Annotated in this window: 16 protein-coding genes; 13 read left to right on the forward strand and 3 right to left on the reverse strand. The window is 41.3% G+C overall.

Annotation, left to right across the window (positions count from 1 at the left end):
- Window positions 1–3 precede the first annotated feature (3 nt).
- The 9 genes from nuoF to E0Y80_RS00280 are packed head-to-tail and all read left to right on the forward strand — an operon-like array spanning window position 4 to window position 9,637.
- The gene (gene nuoF, locus E0Y80_RS00240; RefSeq protein WP_156305325.1) at window positions 4–1,359 is read left to right on the forward strand and encodes an NADH-quinone oxidoreductase subunit NuoF; all 1,356 of its coding nucleotides are present in this window, start codon (window positions 4–6) and stop codon (window positions 1,357–1,359) included.
- A gap of 25 nt (window positions 1,360–1,384) precedes the next feature.
- On the forward strand, window positions 1,385–2,401 hold the full coding sequence (locus tag E0Y80_RS00245) for an NADH-quinone oxidoreductase subunit G (protein WP_156305326.1): 1,017 nt from the start codon (window positions 1,385–1,387) through the stop codon (window positions 2,399–2,401).
- 9 nt (window positions 2,402–2,410) lie between these two features.
- The gene (gene nuoH, locus E0Y80_RS00250; protein WP_156305327.1) at window positions 2,411–3,448 is read left to right on the forward strand and encodes an NADH-quinone oxidoreductase subunit NuoH; all 1,038 of its coding nucleotides are present in this window, start codon (window positions 2,411–2,413) and stop codon (window positions 3,446–3,448) included.
- A gap of 11 nt (window positions 3,449–3,459) precedes the next feature.
- Window positions 3,460–3,984, forward strand: a complete 525-nt coding sequence (locus E0Y80_RS00255; RefSeq protein ID WP_099370478.1) for a NuoI/complex I 23 kDa subunit family protein — start codon at window positions 3,460–3,462, stop codon at window positions 3,982–3,984.
- Window positions 3,985–3,987: 3 nt separating this feature from the next.
- On the forward strand, window positions 3,988–4,494 hold the full coding sequence (locus E0Y80_RS00260) for an NADH-quinone oxidoreductase subunit J family protein (RefSeq protein WP_156305328.1): 507 nt from the start codon (window positions 3,988–3,990) through the stop codon (window positions 4,492–4,494).
- A complete protein-coding gene (nuoK, locus tag E0Y80_RS00265; protein WP_156305329.1) occupies window positions 4,487–4,816 on the forward strand; it encodes an NADH-quinone oxidoreductase subunit NuoK in 330 nt (109 codons plus the stop codon). Before E0Y80_RS00260 ends, nuoK begins: the two co-directional genes overlap by 8 nt.
- Window positions 4,817–4,844: 28 nt before the next feature.
- Complete coding sequence (nuoL, locus tag E0Y80_RS00270; RefSeq protein WP_156305330.1) at window positions 4,845–6,767, forward strand: NADH-quinone oxidoreductase subunit L; 1,923 nt, start codon at window positions 4,845–4,847, stop codon at window positions 6,765–6,767.
- 18 nt (window positions 6,768–6,785) lie between these two features.
- Window positions 6,786–8,234 (forward strand): complex I subunit 4 family protein, encoded by a 1,449-nt coding sequence (locus E0Y80_RS00275; RefSeq protein WP_156305331.1) that lies wholly within the window; start codon window positions 6,786–6,788, stop codon window positions 8,232–8,234.
- Window positions 8,235–8,254: 20 nt separating this feature from the next.
- Window positions 8,255–9,637, forward strand: coding sequence for an NADH-quinone oxidoreductase subunit N (locus E0Y80_RS00280; protein WP_156305332.1), 1,383 nt, complete (start codon window positions 8,255–8,257; stop codon window positions 9,635–9,637).
- Here the strand turns inward: E0Y80_RS00280 and E0Y80_RS00285 are convergent.
- From E0Y80_RS00285 to hmpA, 3 genes are all read right to left on the reverse strand, one after another.
- A complete protein-coding gene (locus E0Y80_RS00285) occupies window positions 9,634–11,316 on the reverse strand; it encodes an AsmA family protein (protein WP_156305333.1) in 1,683 nt (560 codons plus the stop codon). The two genes, E0Y80_RS00280 and E0Y80_RS00285, sit on opposite strands and share 4 nt — an antisense overlap.
- Window positions 11,317–11,544: 228 nt before the next feature.
- Window positions 11,545–12,051 carry a hemerythrin domain-containing protein gene (locus tag E0Y80_RS00290; protein ID WP_197091420.1) on the reverse strand — a complete coding sequence of 169 codons (507 nt, stop codon included), beginning with the start codon at window positions 12,049–12,051 and terminating at the stop codon, window positions 11,545–11,547.
- A gap of 79 nt (window positions 12,052–12,130) precedes the next feature.
- On the reverse strand, window positions 12,131–13,339 hold the full coding sequence (gene hmpA, locus E0Y80_RS00295; RefSeq protein WP_156305334.1) for an NO-inducible flavohemoprotein: 1,209 nt from the start codon (window positions 13,337–13,339) through the stop codon (window positions 12,131–12,133).
- 199 nt (window positions 13,340–13,538) lie between these two features.
- Here hmpA and E0Y80_RS00300 point away from each other — a divergent pair, with 199 nt between their 5' ends.
- The 4 genes from E0Y80_RS00300 (at window position 13,539) to E0Y80_RS00315 (ending at window position 18,222) form a co-directional block, all read left to right on the forward strand.
- Complete coding sequence (locus E0Y80_RS00300; RefSeq protein ID WP_156305335.1) at window positions 13,539–13,988, forward strand: RrF2 family transcriptional regulator; 450 nt, start codon at window positions 13,539–13,541, stop codon at window positions 13,986–13,988.
- Window positions 13,989–14,182: 194 nt separating this feature from the next.
- Window positions 14,183–16,630 (forward strand): DUF5686 family protein, encoded by a 2,448-nt coding sequence (locus E0Y80_RS00305; RefSeq protein WP_197091421.1) that lies wholly within the window; start codon window positions 14,183–14,185, stop codon window positions 16,628–16,630.
- Window position 16,631: 1 nt separating this feature from the next.
- Entirely contained in the window at window positions 16,632–17,402 is a 771-nt protein-coding gene (locus E0Y80_RS00310) for an enoyl-CoA hydratase/isomerase family protein (RefSeq protein WP_156305337.1), read from the forward strand.
- A 181-nt stretch (window positions 17,403–17,583) separates the two neighbouring features.
- Complete coding sequence (locus E0Y80_RS00315; protein WP_156305338.1) at window positions 17,584–18,222, forward strand: 4'-phosphopantetheinyl transferase family protein; 639 nt, start codon at window positions 17,584–17,586, stop codon at window positions 18,220–18,222.
- Window positions 18,223–18,227 lie beyond the last annotated feature (5 nt).

Raw genomic sequence — 18,227 nt, forward strand, 5'->3', positions numbered from 1 at the left:
CATATGGGACGTAAGTTATTATTAGAACATATCAATGTGCCGGGTATCAACACATTTGCTGTCTATCGTGAGAAGGGGGGCTACCGTGCTGTAGAGAAGGCATTGAAGAGTATGACTGCGGAAGATGTTGTTGAGGAGGTTAAGAAGTCTGGTTTACGAGGAAGAGGAGGGGCAGGATTTCCTACGGGGATGAAGTGGAGTTTTTTGGCGAAGCCCGAAGGTGTTCCGCGTTATTTGGTATGTAATGGGGATGAATCGGAGCCGGGAACCTTTAAGGATCGTTATTTAATGACTTATATTCCACATGCTTTGATTGAGGGAATGATTGTTTCAAGCTATGCTCTTGGAGCACATACCTCCTATATCTATATCCGTGGGGAGATGATGCCACAGATCCGAATTATGGAGAAGGCCATTGAAGAAGCTAAAGCAGCGGGATTTTTAGGAAAGAATATATTAGGTACGGGCTATGATTTAGAGATCTACGTTCAGCCAGGAGGCGGTGCGTATATCTGTGGAGAAGAGACTGCCTTACTAGAATCCTTAGAAGGAAAACGCGGGAATCCGAGGATAAAACCTCCTTTTCCAGCAGTTGCTGGATTATATGGCTGTCCGACCGTTGTAAACAATGTTGAGTCTATAGCGGCGACGGTTCCAATTGTGAATGATGGAGGGGAAGAATATGCGAAGATTGGTATTGAGCGTAGTACAGGTACAAAATTGATCTCCGCTTCAGGAAATATTGCGAAGCCGGGAGTTTATGAGATTGAGATGGGCTTACCTGTTGAGGAGTTTATTTTCTCTGATGAATATTGTGGAGGAATGGCGAACGGGAAGCGGTTGAAGGCTGTAGTCGCTGGAGGGTCATCAGTTCCGATATTGCCGGCTAACCTGATATTAAAGACAATGAAAGGCGAACCTAGGTTAATGACCTATGAATCATTGGCAGATGGAGGTTTTGTGAGTGGTACAGCAATGGGTTCTGGCGGATTTATTGTGTTTGATGAAGATCAGTGTATTGTTCGCAATACCTATAATTATACGCGTTTTTACAGGCATGAGAGTTGTGGACAATGTTCACCATGCCGTGAGGGTACAGGCTGGATGGAAAAGATTCTTTACAAGATCGAGCATGGACATGGGGACATGTCGGATATTGACTTGTTATGGCAGGTTCAGCAAAAGATTGAGGGAAATACGATCTGTCCATTAGGAGATGCGGCGGCATGGCCTGTTGCTGCGGCAATACGCCATTTCAGGGATGAGTTTGAATGGCATATCCTAAATCCAGAGGCGTCATTACAAGGAAACTACGGTTTGGCACATTATGCAGATCCATTGGTACCGGTTACGGAATAAGTGGAGCAATTAAGAAAGAGCTACAATGGCAGAAGAAGTTCAAAATTTTAAAGTTACAATAGACGGAATAACGATAGAAGTTGCTCCGGGAACAACGATATTAAACGCTGCGAGACAGATTGGGGGCGAGATTGTTCCGCCTGCAATGTGTTATTATTCGAAGTTGGAGGGCACTGGCGGTAAGTGCCGTACGTGTTTAGTTAAGGTGAGCAAAGGTTCAGAGAAGGATCCTCGTCCGATGCCGAAGTTAGTGGCTTCGTGCCGTACGACGGTTATGGACGGCATGGAGGTCCTGAATATTACCTCCCCTGAGGTTGTCGATGCGCGCAAGGCGGTTGTTGAGATGTTATTGATCAACCATCCATTAGACTGTCCGGTATGTGATCAAGCGGGAGAATGTAAGTTACAGGATCTGAGCTATGAGCATGGAGCTGAGAAAACCAGGTATGAATTTGAGCGACGCACCTTTGAGCGTATCGATATCGGCGATAAGATTCAATTGCATATGAATCGTTGTATTCTATGCTATCGCTGTGTATATGTTGCGAATCAGCTGACCAACAAACGGGAACATGGTATTTTATTCCGTGGGGACCATGCGGAGATTTCGACTTATATACATGAGGCATTGGATCATGATTTCATTGGGAACGTGATTGATGTTTGTCCGGTAGGGGCCTTAACGGATAAGACCTTTAGGTTTAAGAACCGGGTTTGGTTTACAAAGCCTGTAAATGCACATCGTGACTGTCCAAAATGTACAGGAAAAGTGACTTTATGGTACAAGGGGCCAGATGTCATCCGTGTAACGGGTCGTAAGGATGAGCACAATGAGGTTGAGGATTTCATCTGCGATACCTGTAGATTTGAGACAAAGCGTACCGATGACTGGAAGCTTGAGGAGCCTACGAAGATCAGCGATCAATCGGTGATTGCTTCGAATCATTATTTACAATTTGATCCACCACATGTGATTCAGGACAACCCGGTATTACAGGAGGCGAATGTGGAACAGTTGGCACGATCTGAAAAATTAAAATAAAGCGGGAAGATGGAAACGGCCTTTATATTAGAGAAATTAATTTTAGTGGTGATTATCTTCGTTGTGACGTTGGTAATTGCGATGTATTCCACCCTTGCGGAACGGAAGATTGCGGGATTTATGCAGGACCGTTACGGCCCTGACCGTGCGGGTTTATTTGGACTTCTACAACCATTATGTGATGGTGGTAAGTTCTTCTTCAAGGAGGAGATCATTCCGGCGGGAGCTCATAAGACCTTATTTATTTTGGGACCAACGATTGCCATTATTACGGCCTGTATCAGTTCGGCGGTAATTCCATGGGGTCAGACCCTGACCATCGGCGATCAAGCGATTAAACTGCAGGTTGCGGATGTGAATATTGGTGTTCTCTACATTTTTGGTGTAATTGCCCTAGGCGTGTATGGAATTATGCTGGGTGGTTGGGCATCCAACAATAAGTTTTCATTAATGGGAGCAATCCGTGCGGCTTCTCAGAGTATCAGTTACGAGATTGCGATGGGATTATCCCTGATAGCATTATTAATGGTAACCGGTACCTTATCGATCGGAGAGATCGTTGCCCAGCAATCGGGATTTGTAAATTGGAATATCTGGGTTCAACCCTTAGGCTTCCTGATTTTTATGACCTGTGCCTTTGCGGAATGTAACCGTGTTCCCTTTGACTTACCTGAATGTGAGACCGAATTAGTTGGGGGATATCATACCGAATATTCATCGATGAAATTGGGATTGTATATGTTCTCGGAATATATAAACATGTTTGTGTCCTCATCGTTGATGGCCGCACTATATTTTGGGGGTTATAATTTCCCATTTATGTATGATCTCGGACTTTCCGAGAATTGGATTACCATCCTTGGTGTGATTGCCTTCTTTTTGAAGATTTTTGGCTTTATCTTTTTCTTTATGTGGGTAAGATGGACGTTGCCAAGATTTAGGTATGATCAATTGATGAATTTGGGTTGGAAGATGTTAATTCCATTGGCCATTGCAAATATTGTGTTAACAGGAATTATTACCATAGTTAAGGACACTTACTTTTAATAGGGAGGGAAATGCAGTCGTTATCAAATAGAAAGAAAGTATTAGAGCAGAAACCGATGAGCTTTTGGGAGCGTATCTATTTACCTGCCATAGCGAAGGGTTTATCGATTACCATAAAGCACTTCTTTAAGAAGATTCCTACGGTTAAGTATCCGGAGGAGATTAGACCATATTCTAAGAATTTTAGGGGTCAGCATTCCTTAAAGCGCGATGAGCAGGGTAGGGAGCGTTGTACGGCCTGTGGCCTATGTGCGCTGTCCTGTCCGGCGGAAGCCATTACGATGACCGCAGCGGAGCGTAAGAAGGGGGAGGAGAATTTATATAGGGAAGAAAAATACGCCGTTGTTTATGAAATTAATATGCTGCGATGCATATTTTGTGGGCTATGTGAAGAAGCATGTCCTAAGGAAGCCATTTATTTAGATGGTAAGCATGTAACAGCAGATTATTTACGTAAGGATTTTATTTATGGGAAAGACAAATTGTTGGAACCAAAATTTGATATCACCAAATTATCACAAAACCAGCAAGCATAACCTATGACTATATTTTATTTTGTAGCCTTTTTATCTATATTTTTTGCGTTGATGACCATCTTCACAAAGAATCCGGTACATAGTGTGCTTTACCTTGTTATTACCTTTTTTACATTTACGGTTCATTACATTTTATTGAATGCGCAGTTTTTGGCGGTTGTAAACTTTATTGTTTACATGGGAGCGATTATGGTTCTGTTTTTATTTGTATTGATGTTGCTGAACCTCAATAAGGATACCGAACCGATGAAGTCGCATTTGGTCAAATTCATGGGAGTGATAGCGGGAATGTGCCTTTTGGTAACTTTTTTAGGAGCTTTTAGGGTCTTGGAGACGAACAATGAATTTGTACAGGGTCATGCGGATATTGGATTGGTAAAGAATTTAGGAAAAGTATTATTTAAGGATTTCCTACTACCTTTTGAGCTGTCATCGATATTATTATTGACGGCGATGGTAGGTGCAGTATTATTGGCAAAGAAAGAAACACGAACGAATCAAAATGGGTAATTTACTTGAAAATATGCAGGGTATTCCCCTGAACCATTATTTAATATTCTGCAGCATCATATTCGTGATCGGTGTGATAGGGGTATTGATCCGTAGGAATGTTATTATCATTATGATGTCCATTGAATTGATGTTGAATTCGGTGAACTTATTATTAGCTGCATTTTCGGCTTATCTTGGGGATCCAAGCGGGCAGGTATTTGTGTTTTTTATTATGGCATTGGCCGCGGCAGAAGTTGCGGTTGGCCTTGCGATAATCATTATGGTTTATAGAAATACCAAATCAGTGGACATCGAATCCCTGAATAAACTGAGGTGGTAAAAATTAGAATTTTAAGAGAGAACTAAATATGAAAGAATTCATTTGGATGCTTCCCTTAATACCTTTATTAGGATTTTTGATGATCGGACTTGTACGCAAGAGCAGTCCGAAGCCATTGATATCCATCATAGGTTGTGGAACCATCTTGATTTCGTTTTTACTAAGCTGCGGAATATTTAAGGAAGTATATGATGCTCGCCTGGCGGGGGGAGAAGGAATTATCTATCAGGAGGTATTTAACTGGTTTACAGTTGGGAGCTTTAATTTCAATATCAGCTTTTTGGTCGATCCATTAAGCTCCATTATGTTATTGATTATTACAGGTGTTGGTTTTTTGATCCACCTGTATTCCGTTGGCTATATGGCACATGATGGGGGATTTGGAAAGTACTTTTCATATCTGAATCTATTTATCTTCTTTATGTTGATATTGGTCCTTGGGTCGAATTATTTAGTAATGTTTATAGGCTGGGAAGGTGTCGGCTTATGTTCGTATCTTTTGATTGGATTTTGGTTTAAGAACAGCAATTATGCGAAGGCGGCGAAGAAGGCCTTTGTTATGAACCGTATTGGGGACTTGGGGTTTCTAATTGCGATGTTTTTCATCCTCGTGAACTTTGGATCTTTAGAATTCCAGGAGGTTTTCCCTGCTGCGGGTCAATTAGCTATGGGAGATTCAACCTTACTGGTAATTACCTTATTGTTATTTGTTGCGGCAACAGGAAAATCGGCACAGATTCCATTATTTACCTGGCTTCCGGATGCGATGGCAGGACCAACCCCGGTTTCGGCGTTGATCCATGCTGCTACGATGGTAACGGCAGGGATCTATATGATAGCACGTTCTAATATTATGTTCACTTTATCACCTGTAACGATGCAGCTGATTGCCATCATTGGGGTAGCAACAGCACTAATTGCAGCATTTATTGCTATTACACAGAATGATATCAAGAAGGTATTGGCCTATTCTACGGTATCCCAACTAGGGTATATGTTCTTAGGCTTAGGTGTTGGAGCATTTACAGGAGCATTTTTCCATGTTTTGACGCATGCATTTTTCAAGGCATTATTATTCTTAGGGGCGGGTTCGGTTATCCATGCGATGAGTGATGAGCAGGATATGCGTTCGATGGGTGGATTGAAAAAGTATTTACCAATTACCTATATCACGATGTTGATCGGAACGATTGCTATTGCTGGGATTCCGCCATTTTCGGGTTTCTTTTCAAAGGATGAGATCTTAGCCCATGCCTTTGTTGCAAGTCCATTATTTTGGGGATTAGGTTTTCTAGGTGCATTATGTACCGCATTTTATATGTTTAGGTTATTATACCTGACTTTTTTTGGATCATTCAGAGGAACAGAAAACCAGAAACATCATCTACATGAGTCACCGGTTCAGATGACGATTCCGTTGATCGTATTGGCGGTGCTATCCGTGCTTGGAGGCGTCATCAATTTGCCTGAAGCCCTACATGGAGGCACATGGTTAGCAGATTTCCTAAGTCCAGTATTTGCACAAACCAATGCTGTTGTTGAACCTTTCCATCTATCCCATAGTACTGAATACATTCTAATGGGCGCCTCAGCATTGGGCGCAATTATTATGGCTTTGTTTGCCTATAATAAATACGTTAAAAAATCAGAAATACCAGAAGCGGACGGTAGTTCGGAACAAAGTGGATTATATAAACTTTCGTATCATAAATTGTACATCGATCAAATATATGATACGTTATTTGTACGTCCTCTGAATGGTCTTTCGAAGTTTCTACATACATATGTGGAGAAATTAGGGATCGACCGTTTGGTAAATGGTATTGGCGACCTATTTGTTTCCTCAGGGAAGGGGATCCGTCAATTGCAAAGTGGAAATGTTGGGTTTTATATATTCATGATGGTTGTTGGAGTAATAGCCTTCATGTTATATGGATTATTTACTATCTAGAACAGAATTTAGGAATCAATGGACAACCTTATTATACTGCTATTATTACCTGTAATAAGCGCTATTATCTTAGCCTTTATCAAAACGAGCTCAGCAAAATGGGCTGCGTTGGTACTGTCACTTATTCAATTAGGCTTAACCATTCCATTTATCTGTCATTTTGTTCCGGATGCAAGTGTACAGTTTGCTGCATCCTGGGATTGGATTAACAGTTTGGGAATTCAATTTCAAATTGGCTTAGATGGAATCAGTTTACCGATGCTTATTTTAACGAACGGATTAATTCCACTTATTATACTGGCGAGTTTTGGCCACGATCAAAAAGGTGGATTTTATGGTTTGGTTTCGTTTATGCAGGCGGGCTTAGTCTTGGTATTTATATCGCTGGATGCCTTTTCGTTTTACGTAGGATGGGAAGCTGCATTAATACCGATTTATTTTATCTGTGCACTTTGGGGCGATGGGGATCGAATCAAAGTCAATCTTAAATTCTTCGTCTATACGTTCTTCGGAAGCCTATTAATGTTGATAGCAATTATCTATTTATATCAACAAACAGGCGGAAGAGCAATGTCCTGGACGGCACTTACCGGGTTGGAATTAACTGAAGGGGCACAGAATTGGGTTTTTTGGGCATTTTTCATAGCTTTTGCCATTAAGATTCCATTATTTCCATTACATTCCTGGCAGCCCGATACATACACCCATGCGCCAAGTACGGGAACGATGTTACTGTCGGGTATCATGTTGAAGATGGGTTTATTTGGACTATTACGCTGGTTGTTGCCCTTAACGCCCGAAGCGGTTATGCAATATGGTAATATAGCCCTAATAATGGGGATTATCGGTGTTGTCTATGGATCGATCATAGCCTTTAAAATGAAGGATGCAAAACGATTAATTGCCTATTCTTCGATCGCCCACGTAGGTTTAATTGCCGCTGGAATCTTTTCATTCACACAGGAGGGAATACAGGGCGCGATCCTTCAGATGATCAACCATGGTATTTCGGTAGTGGGGCTGTTCTTCGTTATTGATATCATACAACGTAGAACGGGTACGAGGGACTTGTCGGACCTTGGAGGCTTAGCGAGCAATATGCCAATCTTGGCGATTGCCTTTTTAATTATCATCATGGGGGCAGTCGGACTTCCTTTGACCAATGGATTTATTGGTGAGTTCTTATTGTTGAAAGGGATATTTGGCAGTGCTTGGAACGGAGTTTGGTTTGCAGTTATCGGAGGAACAACCTTGATCTTTGGAGCGGTTTATATGCTTCGCTTTTATCAGAAAACGATGCTTGGACCGATCAACGATGGTCATATGTCAGTGAAGGATGTCAGCGGATACGAAGTTCTGGTATTATCGATTTTGGTAATTTTGATTATTTTAATCGGTGTATTGCCAAATGGCCTACTTCATCTTTCTGAGGCATCAGTTACACAATTATTAGAGAATATTAAATAGTACAAGTTTAAGGATATATTATGGGTGCGATTATTACGCTTTCTTTGTTAGGTATACTAGTTCTGTATTTAGGTTTATATAAGGCCAAAAATGCATTATTGCCTGTGAGTATATTGGGCTTGTTACTTGCCTTGGGATTTGAAGCATACTATTGGAATGTAGAGGCGGATCCTCTATATAGCGGGATGGTTATCTTTGATCATTTTTCGCTTTCCTTCTCCATGTTGTGCATTGCCCTAACGATATTGATTCTTTTGCTATCAAAGGAATACTTTAGGGCAATATCGAATAATATTGCAGAGTACTATACCTTAATTTTATTTTCGCTTACTGGCGCAATCTTGGTTTGTTCATACCATAATTTTGCGATGCTATTCATAGGTCTGGAAATTATGTCCGTGGCCCTATATATTTTGGCGGGTATCCGAAGGAATGATAAAGCCTCTAACGAAGCTTCCTTGAAGTATTTCTTGATGGGTGCATTTTCAACAGGATTTCTATTATTTGGCATTACCTTGTTATATGGTTCCACTGGATCTTTTGATCTGGCGGCCATCAAGCAACATATTGTCGATAATCCGACGGGTATATCTCCCATGTTCTATGGTGGTATCCTCTTATTATTAGTAGGATTATGTTTTAAAGTCGGTGCAGCTCCGTTCCATTTCTGGACTCCAGATGTATACGATGGCTCTCCGATCTTGATTACTACCTTTATGAGTACGGTAGTAAAGATTGCCTCCTTTGCGGGTTTCTTGAAGCTGTTCAGTATGGTGCTGGTTCCATTGAATGAGTTTTGGACTCCAGTTTTATTGACGGTGGTGATCATTACCCTTTTCCTTGGAAACGTTACGGCCCTGATGCAGACTAGTTTCAAACGCATGCTAGCCTATTCAAGTATTTCGCATGCAGGCTATATGTTATTTGCCATCCTGTCGATCGGTGCAAACTCTGCATCCGGAATACTTGCCTATTCTGCAGCGTATGGATTGGCATCGATCGTGGCGTTCGGTGGACTGATCCTGGTGAAGCGTCAGGTAGGTTCGGATCATTTTGAATCTTTCAACGGATTGGGTAAAAGAAATCCTTGGCTGGCATTCTCCATAACCATTGCTATGCTTTCTTTAGCGGGTATACCATTAACTGCCGGTTTTATCGGTAAATTCATGATGTTTTCAAACGTTATGAATGATTATCATACCGTTCTCTTGATTTTAGCTGCCATCAATGCGGCCGTAGGTGTTTATTATTACCTACGTGTGGTTGTTCATATGTACTTTATGAAATCGGAAGCTGAGCAAACAGTCTCGATGCCGGTCAACTTTCAGGTTGTCTTCGTGGTTGCTGTCATTTTAACCATTGTCTTGGGTGTTTACCCGGATTTGATATTAAGGTTCATTTAGATACCGGGTAGGTATTTGGGGTCTGTTCCGGTGCATTCAATGATTCCTTGGAGCAGGCTTTTCCATATTACTTTAAAGAAAGGATGTTCGGGGACTCGATTATATTCCACTTGTGCGACATGGTATTTCCCATTCGCATCGGGATTGCTGTCATTGATAAAAAACCGGTTTGCTATAAAGGATAGAATTCCTTTCTTCCCTGGACCTTTTTCTGGATCCTTCAAGACATCAACTTTTAAACGGTTATAGTCAAATGTGAATTTGCCCCAATTCTTAGCATCATTTCCATGCATGTCAAAGGTTATTTTCTCAATGTTTCCTTCTGCAAGCCGGATATTTAATAGGGGCTCTAATATTCGGTTATATGGACTAACTGTCATCGCTGTCAATCCGCCTTTGTAGGAAAAATCTCCTGCCTTACTTAGCATATCAAATGTGAAAAAGGCAGATAATGTCCCTTTACCGTAAACATTTCCTACCAGATCTGCCGTCATATCTTTATTTCTCCTTAATAGGGCCTTATCATTTGTGACATTCTTTAAGGTTCCGCGGATATTTTTAAAATCTATCTTCCCCTGTCGGGCATATTTATCGCTTATTTGTGCATAGCTTAGGTCAATGCCATTTACCTTAACCGTTTTGATGCTGAATGTTTGATTGACCTTCATGAGTTGCTGTGCCGGTGACTGTCCTATTTTTGAAACATTTTCCAATTGGTATCGCTTGTCTTTTGCTAAATCAAATTGTCCCTTGCTAATATGTGCACTGTCGGCCAACAGCCTTTTTTCTTTCCAAAGTTTTTGGATATCTATTCCCGTAAGCCATACCGAATCCAAACTTAGCTCCATTCGAGGTTTATTCAACTTATCTCTTTTGGCAAAACTCTCCAAATCTATGGTTGGCAATAATTCTAACTTTGATATTCGTGTATCTTTATCCTTTGCGCTAAATTTAAGTTCCTTAAAACCTAAGCTGTATGGAGCGCCATCAAGAGTGGTTTTAAATTCTGGGATATGTATTGAAAGATCCTTAGAATATAAAAATCTAGTACTGTCATTTCCTGAATTTTCATCAATCAAAAAGTTTTCCATTGCAAGGTCTATTCCCTTGACAATTTTTGGTTTATTACCTTGTTTTGAATGGTCTTGCATCACTATTTGCATCCTTTCAGCCCGAAATTTCTGAATTTCCAATGATTTAAAGCTTTCCTTAATTATGGAATAAGGATCCTTGCTTTCTTTTTTATTATTATAGGACCTTTCATTAAGGACCACCTTTCCTTTTAAAGAGTCAAGCCCAATATCCGAAATCTCAATTCTCTTATTAATCAGAATTCCCCAAAGACTTACCCCGTTTATGCTCAACTGCTGAGCTGTTGCTTCAAAAAGTGCATTTGGTGCTTTCTCTGCCTTGTCGAGCTGCAGATAGACGGTACTGTCATTTTGAAGGTTCAGGTTTTCCAAGCGGATATTTCCTTGAGTTAAATCCAAGTTCAAATCACTATATGTTAAACTGTACAATCCATTGGAGGCTTTTGCGATTCCTTCCTTCAGCTTTTTGTCCAACATAGGTTCTAGCTTGTAGGAAATAAAGTAGAGGGCAGCGGTTATCAACAAAGTAAAGGCAATAAGAATAGCTATCCAGATTTTCCATTTTTTGGATTTGGTGGTCGTGTTCATTATAGGATAACAATTGAAAGGGGAATTGGTTGGCAGAGGAGCGGATTATAGGAACTGGAGGATATGATAGGATGGAATTGGTAAGGGCTTCAAAGGGTAGGAAAGTATAATATGGGAGCGTTGGTAAGAGAAAAGAGTATTAGTGGAGATTGAGAATGAGATTTGGGTAAAAAAGGTCCATTAACACGGAATGGCTAAAGCCATGCAAAACCCCCATAGAGGGAGATCCTATCTCGGCCCTGTTTCCCAGAAACGATCGTTCCAAGGCATTTCAGCGATGGGGAGGGTATGATGGGTTTGAACAGCCTTGAGCTGTTCATTGGATGCAATGGATTGGATATGCGGAAATAATTGTCTTTCTTCCATGCGTATGTGCTGCTCCAGTTTTTCTTCAAGCCTGTTTAGGGACTTTTCGGTGAAGGGTTCGTTCAGGATAAGGCGCTTGATGGTCTTATGGTCGGATAATGCCTCATGTAGGAGTTTATTGTCTGGCTCCAATATGGAAAAGATGTATTTCTCCTCAATCTCGAAATGTTCCGCGATCTGGTGGTCCCACATCTGCTTTACAAAATCTCCTATTCGGTTCGGTTCTATATTAAGTTCCTGCCCTTTACGGATCTTCCAGCATAACAGTAATGCAAAATGATGTTCCTTGCTCAACGGCTGTAAAGCCTGATGTCTTTTTAGAGGTTTTGTATCCATAATGTACGTAAATGAGGAATTAATTCTTCGCAAGCAGCTTTAACCTTTTTAAAATGGAAATGAATGTCGACTTCAGAATACATTGAGCCAACATTCATTGTCCCGGATTTTGCTAATTCAGCGTTAATGATGCCGGGCCGAATTCTTCAAAATGGATTGATCTGCTGTCAACGCCAGCATCCTTTAGGAAAGTATAATGCTTCCTGATGAATCCGGCAGGACCACATAGGTAGTAATCCGCCTTGGGTAATAGAATTTCCTGTTCAATAGCTTTCAGGTCTACCATTCCAATTTTTGTGTTTTCCCTGTCTTCCTGGATCTGTTCATAGAAAAGTAGATTTTGAAAAGTATCGTTCAAGGACGATAGTTCCTTCAGCCTATCTTTAAAGGCATGAACCTGTTCGTTCCTACAACCATGGACCCAGATGATTGGCTGGTCTGTTTTATGGTTTAGAATTAGATCCTCCACCATCGCCAATAAAGGGGTCTGTCCAATTCCCCCGCTGATGAAAACTTGGGGTTTTGAACTGCCATCGGCACTTAGAACAAAATTTCCGGAAGGTGAGGTCAGGTCTATAGTATCTCCGGTCTGAATATGATCATGCAATCTATTGCTGATGAGTCCGTCCGGATTATTGTTGCCCCGTTCTTTTTTAACAGAAATCCTATAATATTTGCCGTTCGCAGAACTGGAGATACTGTACTGTCGCGGCTGTAATAAGTTCAATTCAGGGAGAAACAGCCTTACTGAGATATACTGACCAGGCAAATGCTCTGCTATTTCACCATTGTCGGTAGGGTAAAGGTAGAATGAAGTTATTTCCTCGGACTCTTTAATTTTATCTTTGACCATAAAAGGCCTCCATCCCGTCCAACCGCCAATGCTGCTGACCTTGTCTTGATAAATATGTGCTTCATGTCCGGACATAATTGCGGACAGTTGGTTGTAAGCAATTCCCCAAGCTTCAAGCAGCTCTTGGGACGCTGACTCCCCCAAAACTTCTTTGATGGAGGATATCAGGTGCTTGCCCACGATCTGATAATGTTCCGGCCTGATGTCCAAACTGGTGTGTTTGTGGCCGATATGGTCGACTACCCCCAACAAGACCGATGGGTTTTCAATGTTTTCAGCGTATGCTAAAACGGCCATTGCTAGAGCAGTCTGTTGTTTTCCTGATTTTTGGTTTCCCATGTTGAAGATATGTTTGAGTTCGGGATTATGCTTAAACATCCTTTCATAAAAATAACTCGTTAACAATACTCCGTTTTCTTTTAGCACGGGTATCGTACCCTTAATTAATGCTATTTGTTGTTCTGTCATCACGTAAATCTTTGTTTTCTCAACTATTTAATTATAAGCTATATACAAATTTAAAAATAATAAAGGACAAAAAAGTCTTTTAATATACTTTTGCCACTTTAGCTAAAAAAATATGATTTTAAGATATTGGCTATCAATGCTTTGTTCAATGATTCTTGAAAATATGATTGTTGTCATTATTTATCGATAATTTTGGTTTATGGGAATGTTTTCAAAGTCAGCTGAATATGCGATCCGTGCTGTATTTTTTATTGCCAAGTCGAGTTATTTGGATAAAAAGGTAGGCATTAAGGAGATTGCGAATAATATTGATTCTCCCGAGCCCTTCCTTGGGAAGATTCTGCAGCAGCTCAGTAGGAATGGGATTGTGCGTTCGAGCAAAGGACCCAATGGAGGGTTTTACCTGACGGATGAAGAGATGAACAAGAAATTATCAGAGGTCATCAAGGCAATCGATGGGGATGAGATTTTTATTGGCTGTGCCATGGGGCTGTCACAATGTTCGGAGGAATTTCCCTGTCCCTTACATGGTGAGTTTAAGGCTGTTCGGGCAGAACTGACACGGATTCTGAATGGGGTTACCCTAGCGAAATTCAATGATGAATTAGTTTTAGGTCAGCTGAAATTGAATCGATCGAAAAATTCATAGATGATCGAAGCGTTCATTTTTTGGAAAAATTTGAGTCTTAGCAACATAAATATTCTCCTTTTTTCGTTTAATAATTTGAACTTTCACAACAAATTGTATCTTTATAAAGTTCAGGTTTAATTATGAGGAGCGTCCCTTTCTTCTATTTTTTGTGCACATACGTCTTTGTTTTTTGCTTAACGGTCAACAGTTCGTTGGCCCAATCCCTCATTAGGGGTCTGGTTCAGGATAAAGACAGCAAGCAGCCCATTATGGGGGCCACGATTACCGATCTGCAGGGCCAAAACGGCACATCTGCTGATAAAAATGGAAGGTTTAGCCTACAGGTTTCAGGAAATAGCAAACAGCTCGAGGTTCGAGCGTTGGGCTATAAGAGCCTCCTTGTGGATTCATTGCCCGGCGATTCTATGTTAATCATCGAATTGGACCATGAATCCAATCGGATCGAGGCGGTTTCAATCAGTCATAAATCTAAATATCGGAATAGGAATAATAAGGCCGTCGAGTTGATTGACCTAGTTATTCGCAATAAGCATAAAAATAGGCTTTCTGGAAAAGATAGCTTAGCGTTCGACCAATATGAAAAGCTCAAGTTTGGGATGCTTGATCCAAAAATATCCAAGCGGGAGGGCATGCTGGGACTGAATTTTCTGTTTAACAATATAGACAGCACAAGTCAAGCTGGTAAGAAGTTACTGGCCCTTTATCTGGAAGAAAGCAATGCGAAGGTCTATGGAAAAAAAGATCCATCAAAATTTAAGAAGGTCATCACTGCCCAACGCAAGACAGAATTTGACAAACGGTATATTAACAATCCCAATATCCAGTCTTTTTTGAACTATATGTTCCAGCAGGTAGATGTTTATGATGAGAGTATCTATATCCTGAACAAACAATTCTTGAGTCCAATTGCAGATAACGGCAAAGTATTCTATAAATATTATATCACAGATACCATTTTCAATGATGAGGGATATTTTATACAGTTAAAGTTTGAGCCTAGGAACAGCACGGATCTTTTATTCAATGGCGTCCTTCAGATCAGTATGGATGGCAGTTACGCGGTTAAACAGGCCGAACTGAAAATAAACCGGGAGACCAATCTAAACTGGGTTAAAGAGGGTGTGATCAGCTTTCATTATATAAAAAATGAGGCCGGTATCATGTTGATGGACAGTACACGTACCTTTCTAACATTTGGCATCCGAAAAGGCGAATCGCACTTTGCTGATCGTGTCACCGTGAATGAGAATTATGTATTGGACTCCAAATTTCCGGATAACATTTTTGGAGGACCGCCAACGGAGATTTTGCCCCAAGCTGAGATTACCATTCCAAATCGACCTATTGCACTGAATCCCACGGAGCAGAATACCTATCAAAATATTGAGACGCTAAACAATAAGAAGAGCTTCAAAACGCTCCTTGCAGTCGGGTATCTTGTTTCACAGGGGTATTATAATCTGGGTAAATTTGAGCTTGGTCCCCTAGAATACCTGTATAGCCAGAACAATGTGGAGGGCAACCGTTTTAGGATTGGTGGCCGCACGACACAAAACTTAACGGACAAGGCGTTTTTTGAAGGGTACCTGGCTTATGGCCTTGAAGATGCTCGCGCAAAATATTATCTAAAGTCTGCGGTCTCCTTAAATCGGCGGTCCATCGTTACCTTTCCCGCACATTATATTGAAGGATCCATCCAGAGTGATATTATGGAGCCGGGTCAGCAGATCGGCTTTTTAAAGGGGGATAGCTTCTTTCGGTCCATCCGAAGGAACAGGCCAACGAAATGGTTCGATACCCAAGCCTATCAGCTGCAGCATGTCTTTGAATTTGGTAACCATTTCAGTATAACAACGGGACTTACCCATCGGGATCAATCTACGGTTGGGGATTTGCGCCTAATAAGCAGTAGGGATCCGGATCTCCTGTTAACCCATATTCAAAGTAATGAAGCCCATGTGGATGTTAGATGGGCACCATTCGAGAAGTTCTATTATCGCAATCTGTCTAGAAAAACCATTATTGAGAAACATCCAGTTTTTAATGTGACCTATACACGGAGTTTGGACGGTTTTTGGAATACGACCTATGCGTATGAAAAATTGACTGCCGCCGCATCGAAGCGATTTTTTCTGAATCAGCTGGGGTTTGCAGATGTAAGGGTTTCCGGGGGCAAGATCTGGGGAACACTTCCCTATACCATGCTGGAGCTACCGAATGTCAAACAGAAGGAAGACCGGCATCAGATCGATTTTGATATGATGAACCCGATGGAATTTGTTGCCGATCGCTATATGAAGGTAGGATTCTATCACCAGATGCAGGGATTCCTGTTCAATAAAATTCCATTGATTAAGAGGCTGAACTTACGAGAGGTCTGGGGGGCGCAAATGTTCTACGGGAAGTTAAGTGACCGAAATAACCCGTATATTAGTCAGGAGGTCGTTCAATTTGACAGGAATAAAGAAGGAGAAATATTGACCCATGTTCCCAATCCCGGGCCTTATTGGGAAGGGACGGTTGGGATTGACAATATCCTGAATGTTTTAAAGGTTGAATATGTGAAGCGGTTAAGCTACCACGGACTCCCAAATGCAAGAAGCGATCGGTTTAGGTTATCCATCAACATCAATTTTTAATATGAGCTACCAAAATATCATTCTTTCGATCAAGGAAAGCACCGCATATATTACCATCAACAGAGAGACTAAGCTAAATGCCTTAAACCAAGATACCATTGCAGAACTGAAGGCTGCGGTAGATTCAGTAGAGCATGATGATTCCGTTCGTGGAATTTTTATCACCGGAGCAGGACAGAAAGCATTTGTTGCAGGGGCAGACATTCAGGAATTTTTAGGAAAGTCCTCGGAAGAGGGTAAGTCACTGTCTTCTTTCGGACATGAACTGATGGACAAAATTGCTAATTTTTCAAAACCCGTAATTGCGGGCATCAATGGATATGCCTTAGGTGGAGGCCTGGAATTAGCCTTGGCCTGTCATGTCAGGATAGCTTCGAAAACCGCCAAGATGGGTCTTCCGGAGGTTTCCCTTGGCCTTATTCCTGGCTACGGTGGTACGCAAAGGCTTGTAGAATTGGTAGGTAAAGGTAAAGCCTTGGAGATGATCCTCACCGGAGAAATGGTCGAGGCCCAAGATGCATACCAATGGGGTTTGGTAAATCAGGTTGTCGAGCTCTATGAGCTTGAAGGAACCGCCCAAAATATATTGAACAAGATCTATTCCCGCTCCAGAAATGCAGTGGCGACGGCAATTGGAGTGGTAAATGCCGGGTTGAGCAAACAAAAGGACGGCTATCAATCCGAGATCGATGCCTTTGGGAAATGTTTTGGCTCAGAGGAATTTCAGGAAGGCGTTAGCGCGTTTTTAGAGAAGCGCAAACCAAGGTTTTAGGGGGATGGACATAAGACGAAACACACAAGAGGTCTGAATGGGGGATGAGGGAGTTGAATTTTGGTATGAACCAATAACCAAGTCTTGGTGGATTATATTAAAATGCAAGATAAGTACGCGGCTTGAAATTAAAGGGTAATTCTATCGCTATCGATTTGTAAACAAATCTTTATCTTTGATTATGTCACTAGCCTATCTTAAAGAATTGGATTTGCACAGTAGAATTGCGCTGTGGAAAATTGAGGAATCCGAAGAGGAGTTGATTGCGATGCTGCAATTAGATGAATCAGAATTGGCCAAGCTGAGCAGCATGGCTAAAGGGAAAAGGACTTTACATTGGCTGGCAACAAGAGTACTATTGCGGTACCTGCTTCAGACTCCGGAATTTATCAGCTGTCCTTCCGATGTAAATGGCAAACCCTATCTTCCTGATTTTCCCTATGAAATATCTTTGACCCATTCCTTTGATTATGCCGGGGTAATGCTAAGCACAGCAGGCGCTTGTGGTATTGACCTAGAAATCGTTAAGGATAAAGTCGTCCGCATTAAGGATAAATTCTTAAAACCGCAGGAGCAGGCATTCTTGGAAGAGGAACAATTCGTCGATCAGTTATATGCCTGTTGGTGTGCCAAAGAAGCGGTTTACAAACTTCAGGGTAACAAGGGGGTGTCCTTTTATGATGATATGTCCGTTCTTCCTTTTACCTTCACCCCACAGGGAGTCATGCAAGTAAATCTTAGCAAAGGTAGTGAAATCCAAACATTTCAGGTCTACTATGAAAGATTCAATGAATATATGCTCGGCTATGTAGTCGAATGAATTCC

The sequence above is a fragment of the Sphingobacterium endophyticum genome (assembly GCF_009733535.1).
In the GTDB taxonomy this organism is placed as follows: Bacteria; Bacteroidota; Bacteroidia; order Sphingobacteriales; family Sphingobacteriaceae; genus Sphingobacterium; species Sphingobacterium endophyticum.

Excerpts from the sequence above, each read along its gene's own strand:
- nuoH (WP_156305327.1), top strand. The coding sequence starts at position 2,411 with ATGGAAACGGCCTTTATATTAGAGAAATTAATTTTAGTGGTGATTATC.
- E0Y80_RS00280 (WP_156305332.1), top strand. The coding sequence starts at position 8,255 with ATGGGTGCGATTATTACGCTTTCTTTGTTAGGTATACTAGTTCTGTAT.
- E0Y80_RS00285 (WP_156305333.1), bottom strand. The coding sequence starts at position 11,316 with ATGAACACGACCACCAAATCCAAAAAATGGAAAATCTGGATAGCTATT.
- nuoL (WP_156305330.1), top strand. The coding sequence starts at position 4,845 with ATGAAAGAATTCATTTGGATGCTTCCCTTAATACCTTTATTAGGATTT.
- hmpA (WP_156305334.1), bottom strand. The coding sequence starts at position 13,339 with ATGACAGAACAACAAATAGCATTAATTAAGGGTACGATACCCGTGCTA.
- E0Y80_RS00300 (WP_156305335.1), top strand. The coding sequence starts at position 13,539 with ATGGGAATGTTTTCAAAGTCAGCTGAATATGCGATCCGTGCTGTATTT.
- nuoK (WP_156305329.1), top strand. The coding sequence starts at position 4,487 with ATGGGTAATTTACTTGAAAATATGCAGGGTATTCCCCTGAACCATTAT.
- E0Y80_RS00260 (WP_156305328.1), top strand. The coding sequence starts at position 3,988 with ATGACTATATTTTATTTTGTAGCCTTTTTATCTATATTTTTTGCGTTG.
- E0Y80_RS00310 (WP_156305337.1), top strand. The coding sequence starts at position 16,632 with ATGAGCTACCAAAATATCATTCTTTCGATCAAGGAAAGCACCGCATAT.
- nuoF (WP_156305325.1), top strand. The coding sequence starts at position 4 with ATGGGACGTAAGTTATTATTAGAACATATCAATGTGCCGGGTATCAAC.
- E0Y80_RS00255 (WP_099370478.1), top strand. The coding sequence starts at position 3,460 with ATGCAGTCGTTATCAAATAGAAAGAAAGTATTAGAGCAGAAACCGATG.
- E0Y80_RS00245 (WP_156305326.1), top strand. The coding sequence starts at position 1,385 with ATGGCAGAAGAAGTTCAAAATTTTAAAGTTACAATAGACGGAATAACG.
- E0Y80_RS00275 (WP_156305331.1), top strand. The coding sequence starts at position 6,786 with ATGGACAACCTTATTATACTGCTATTATTACCTGTAATAAGCGCTATT.
- E0Y80_RS00315 (WP_156305338.1), top strand. The coding sequence starts at position 17,584 with ATGTCACTAGCCTATCTTAAAGAATTGGATTTGCACAGTAGAATTGCG.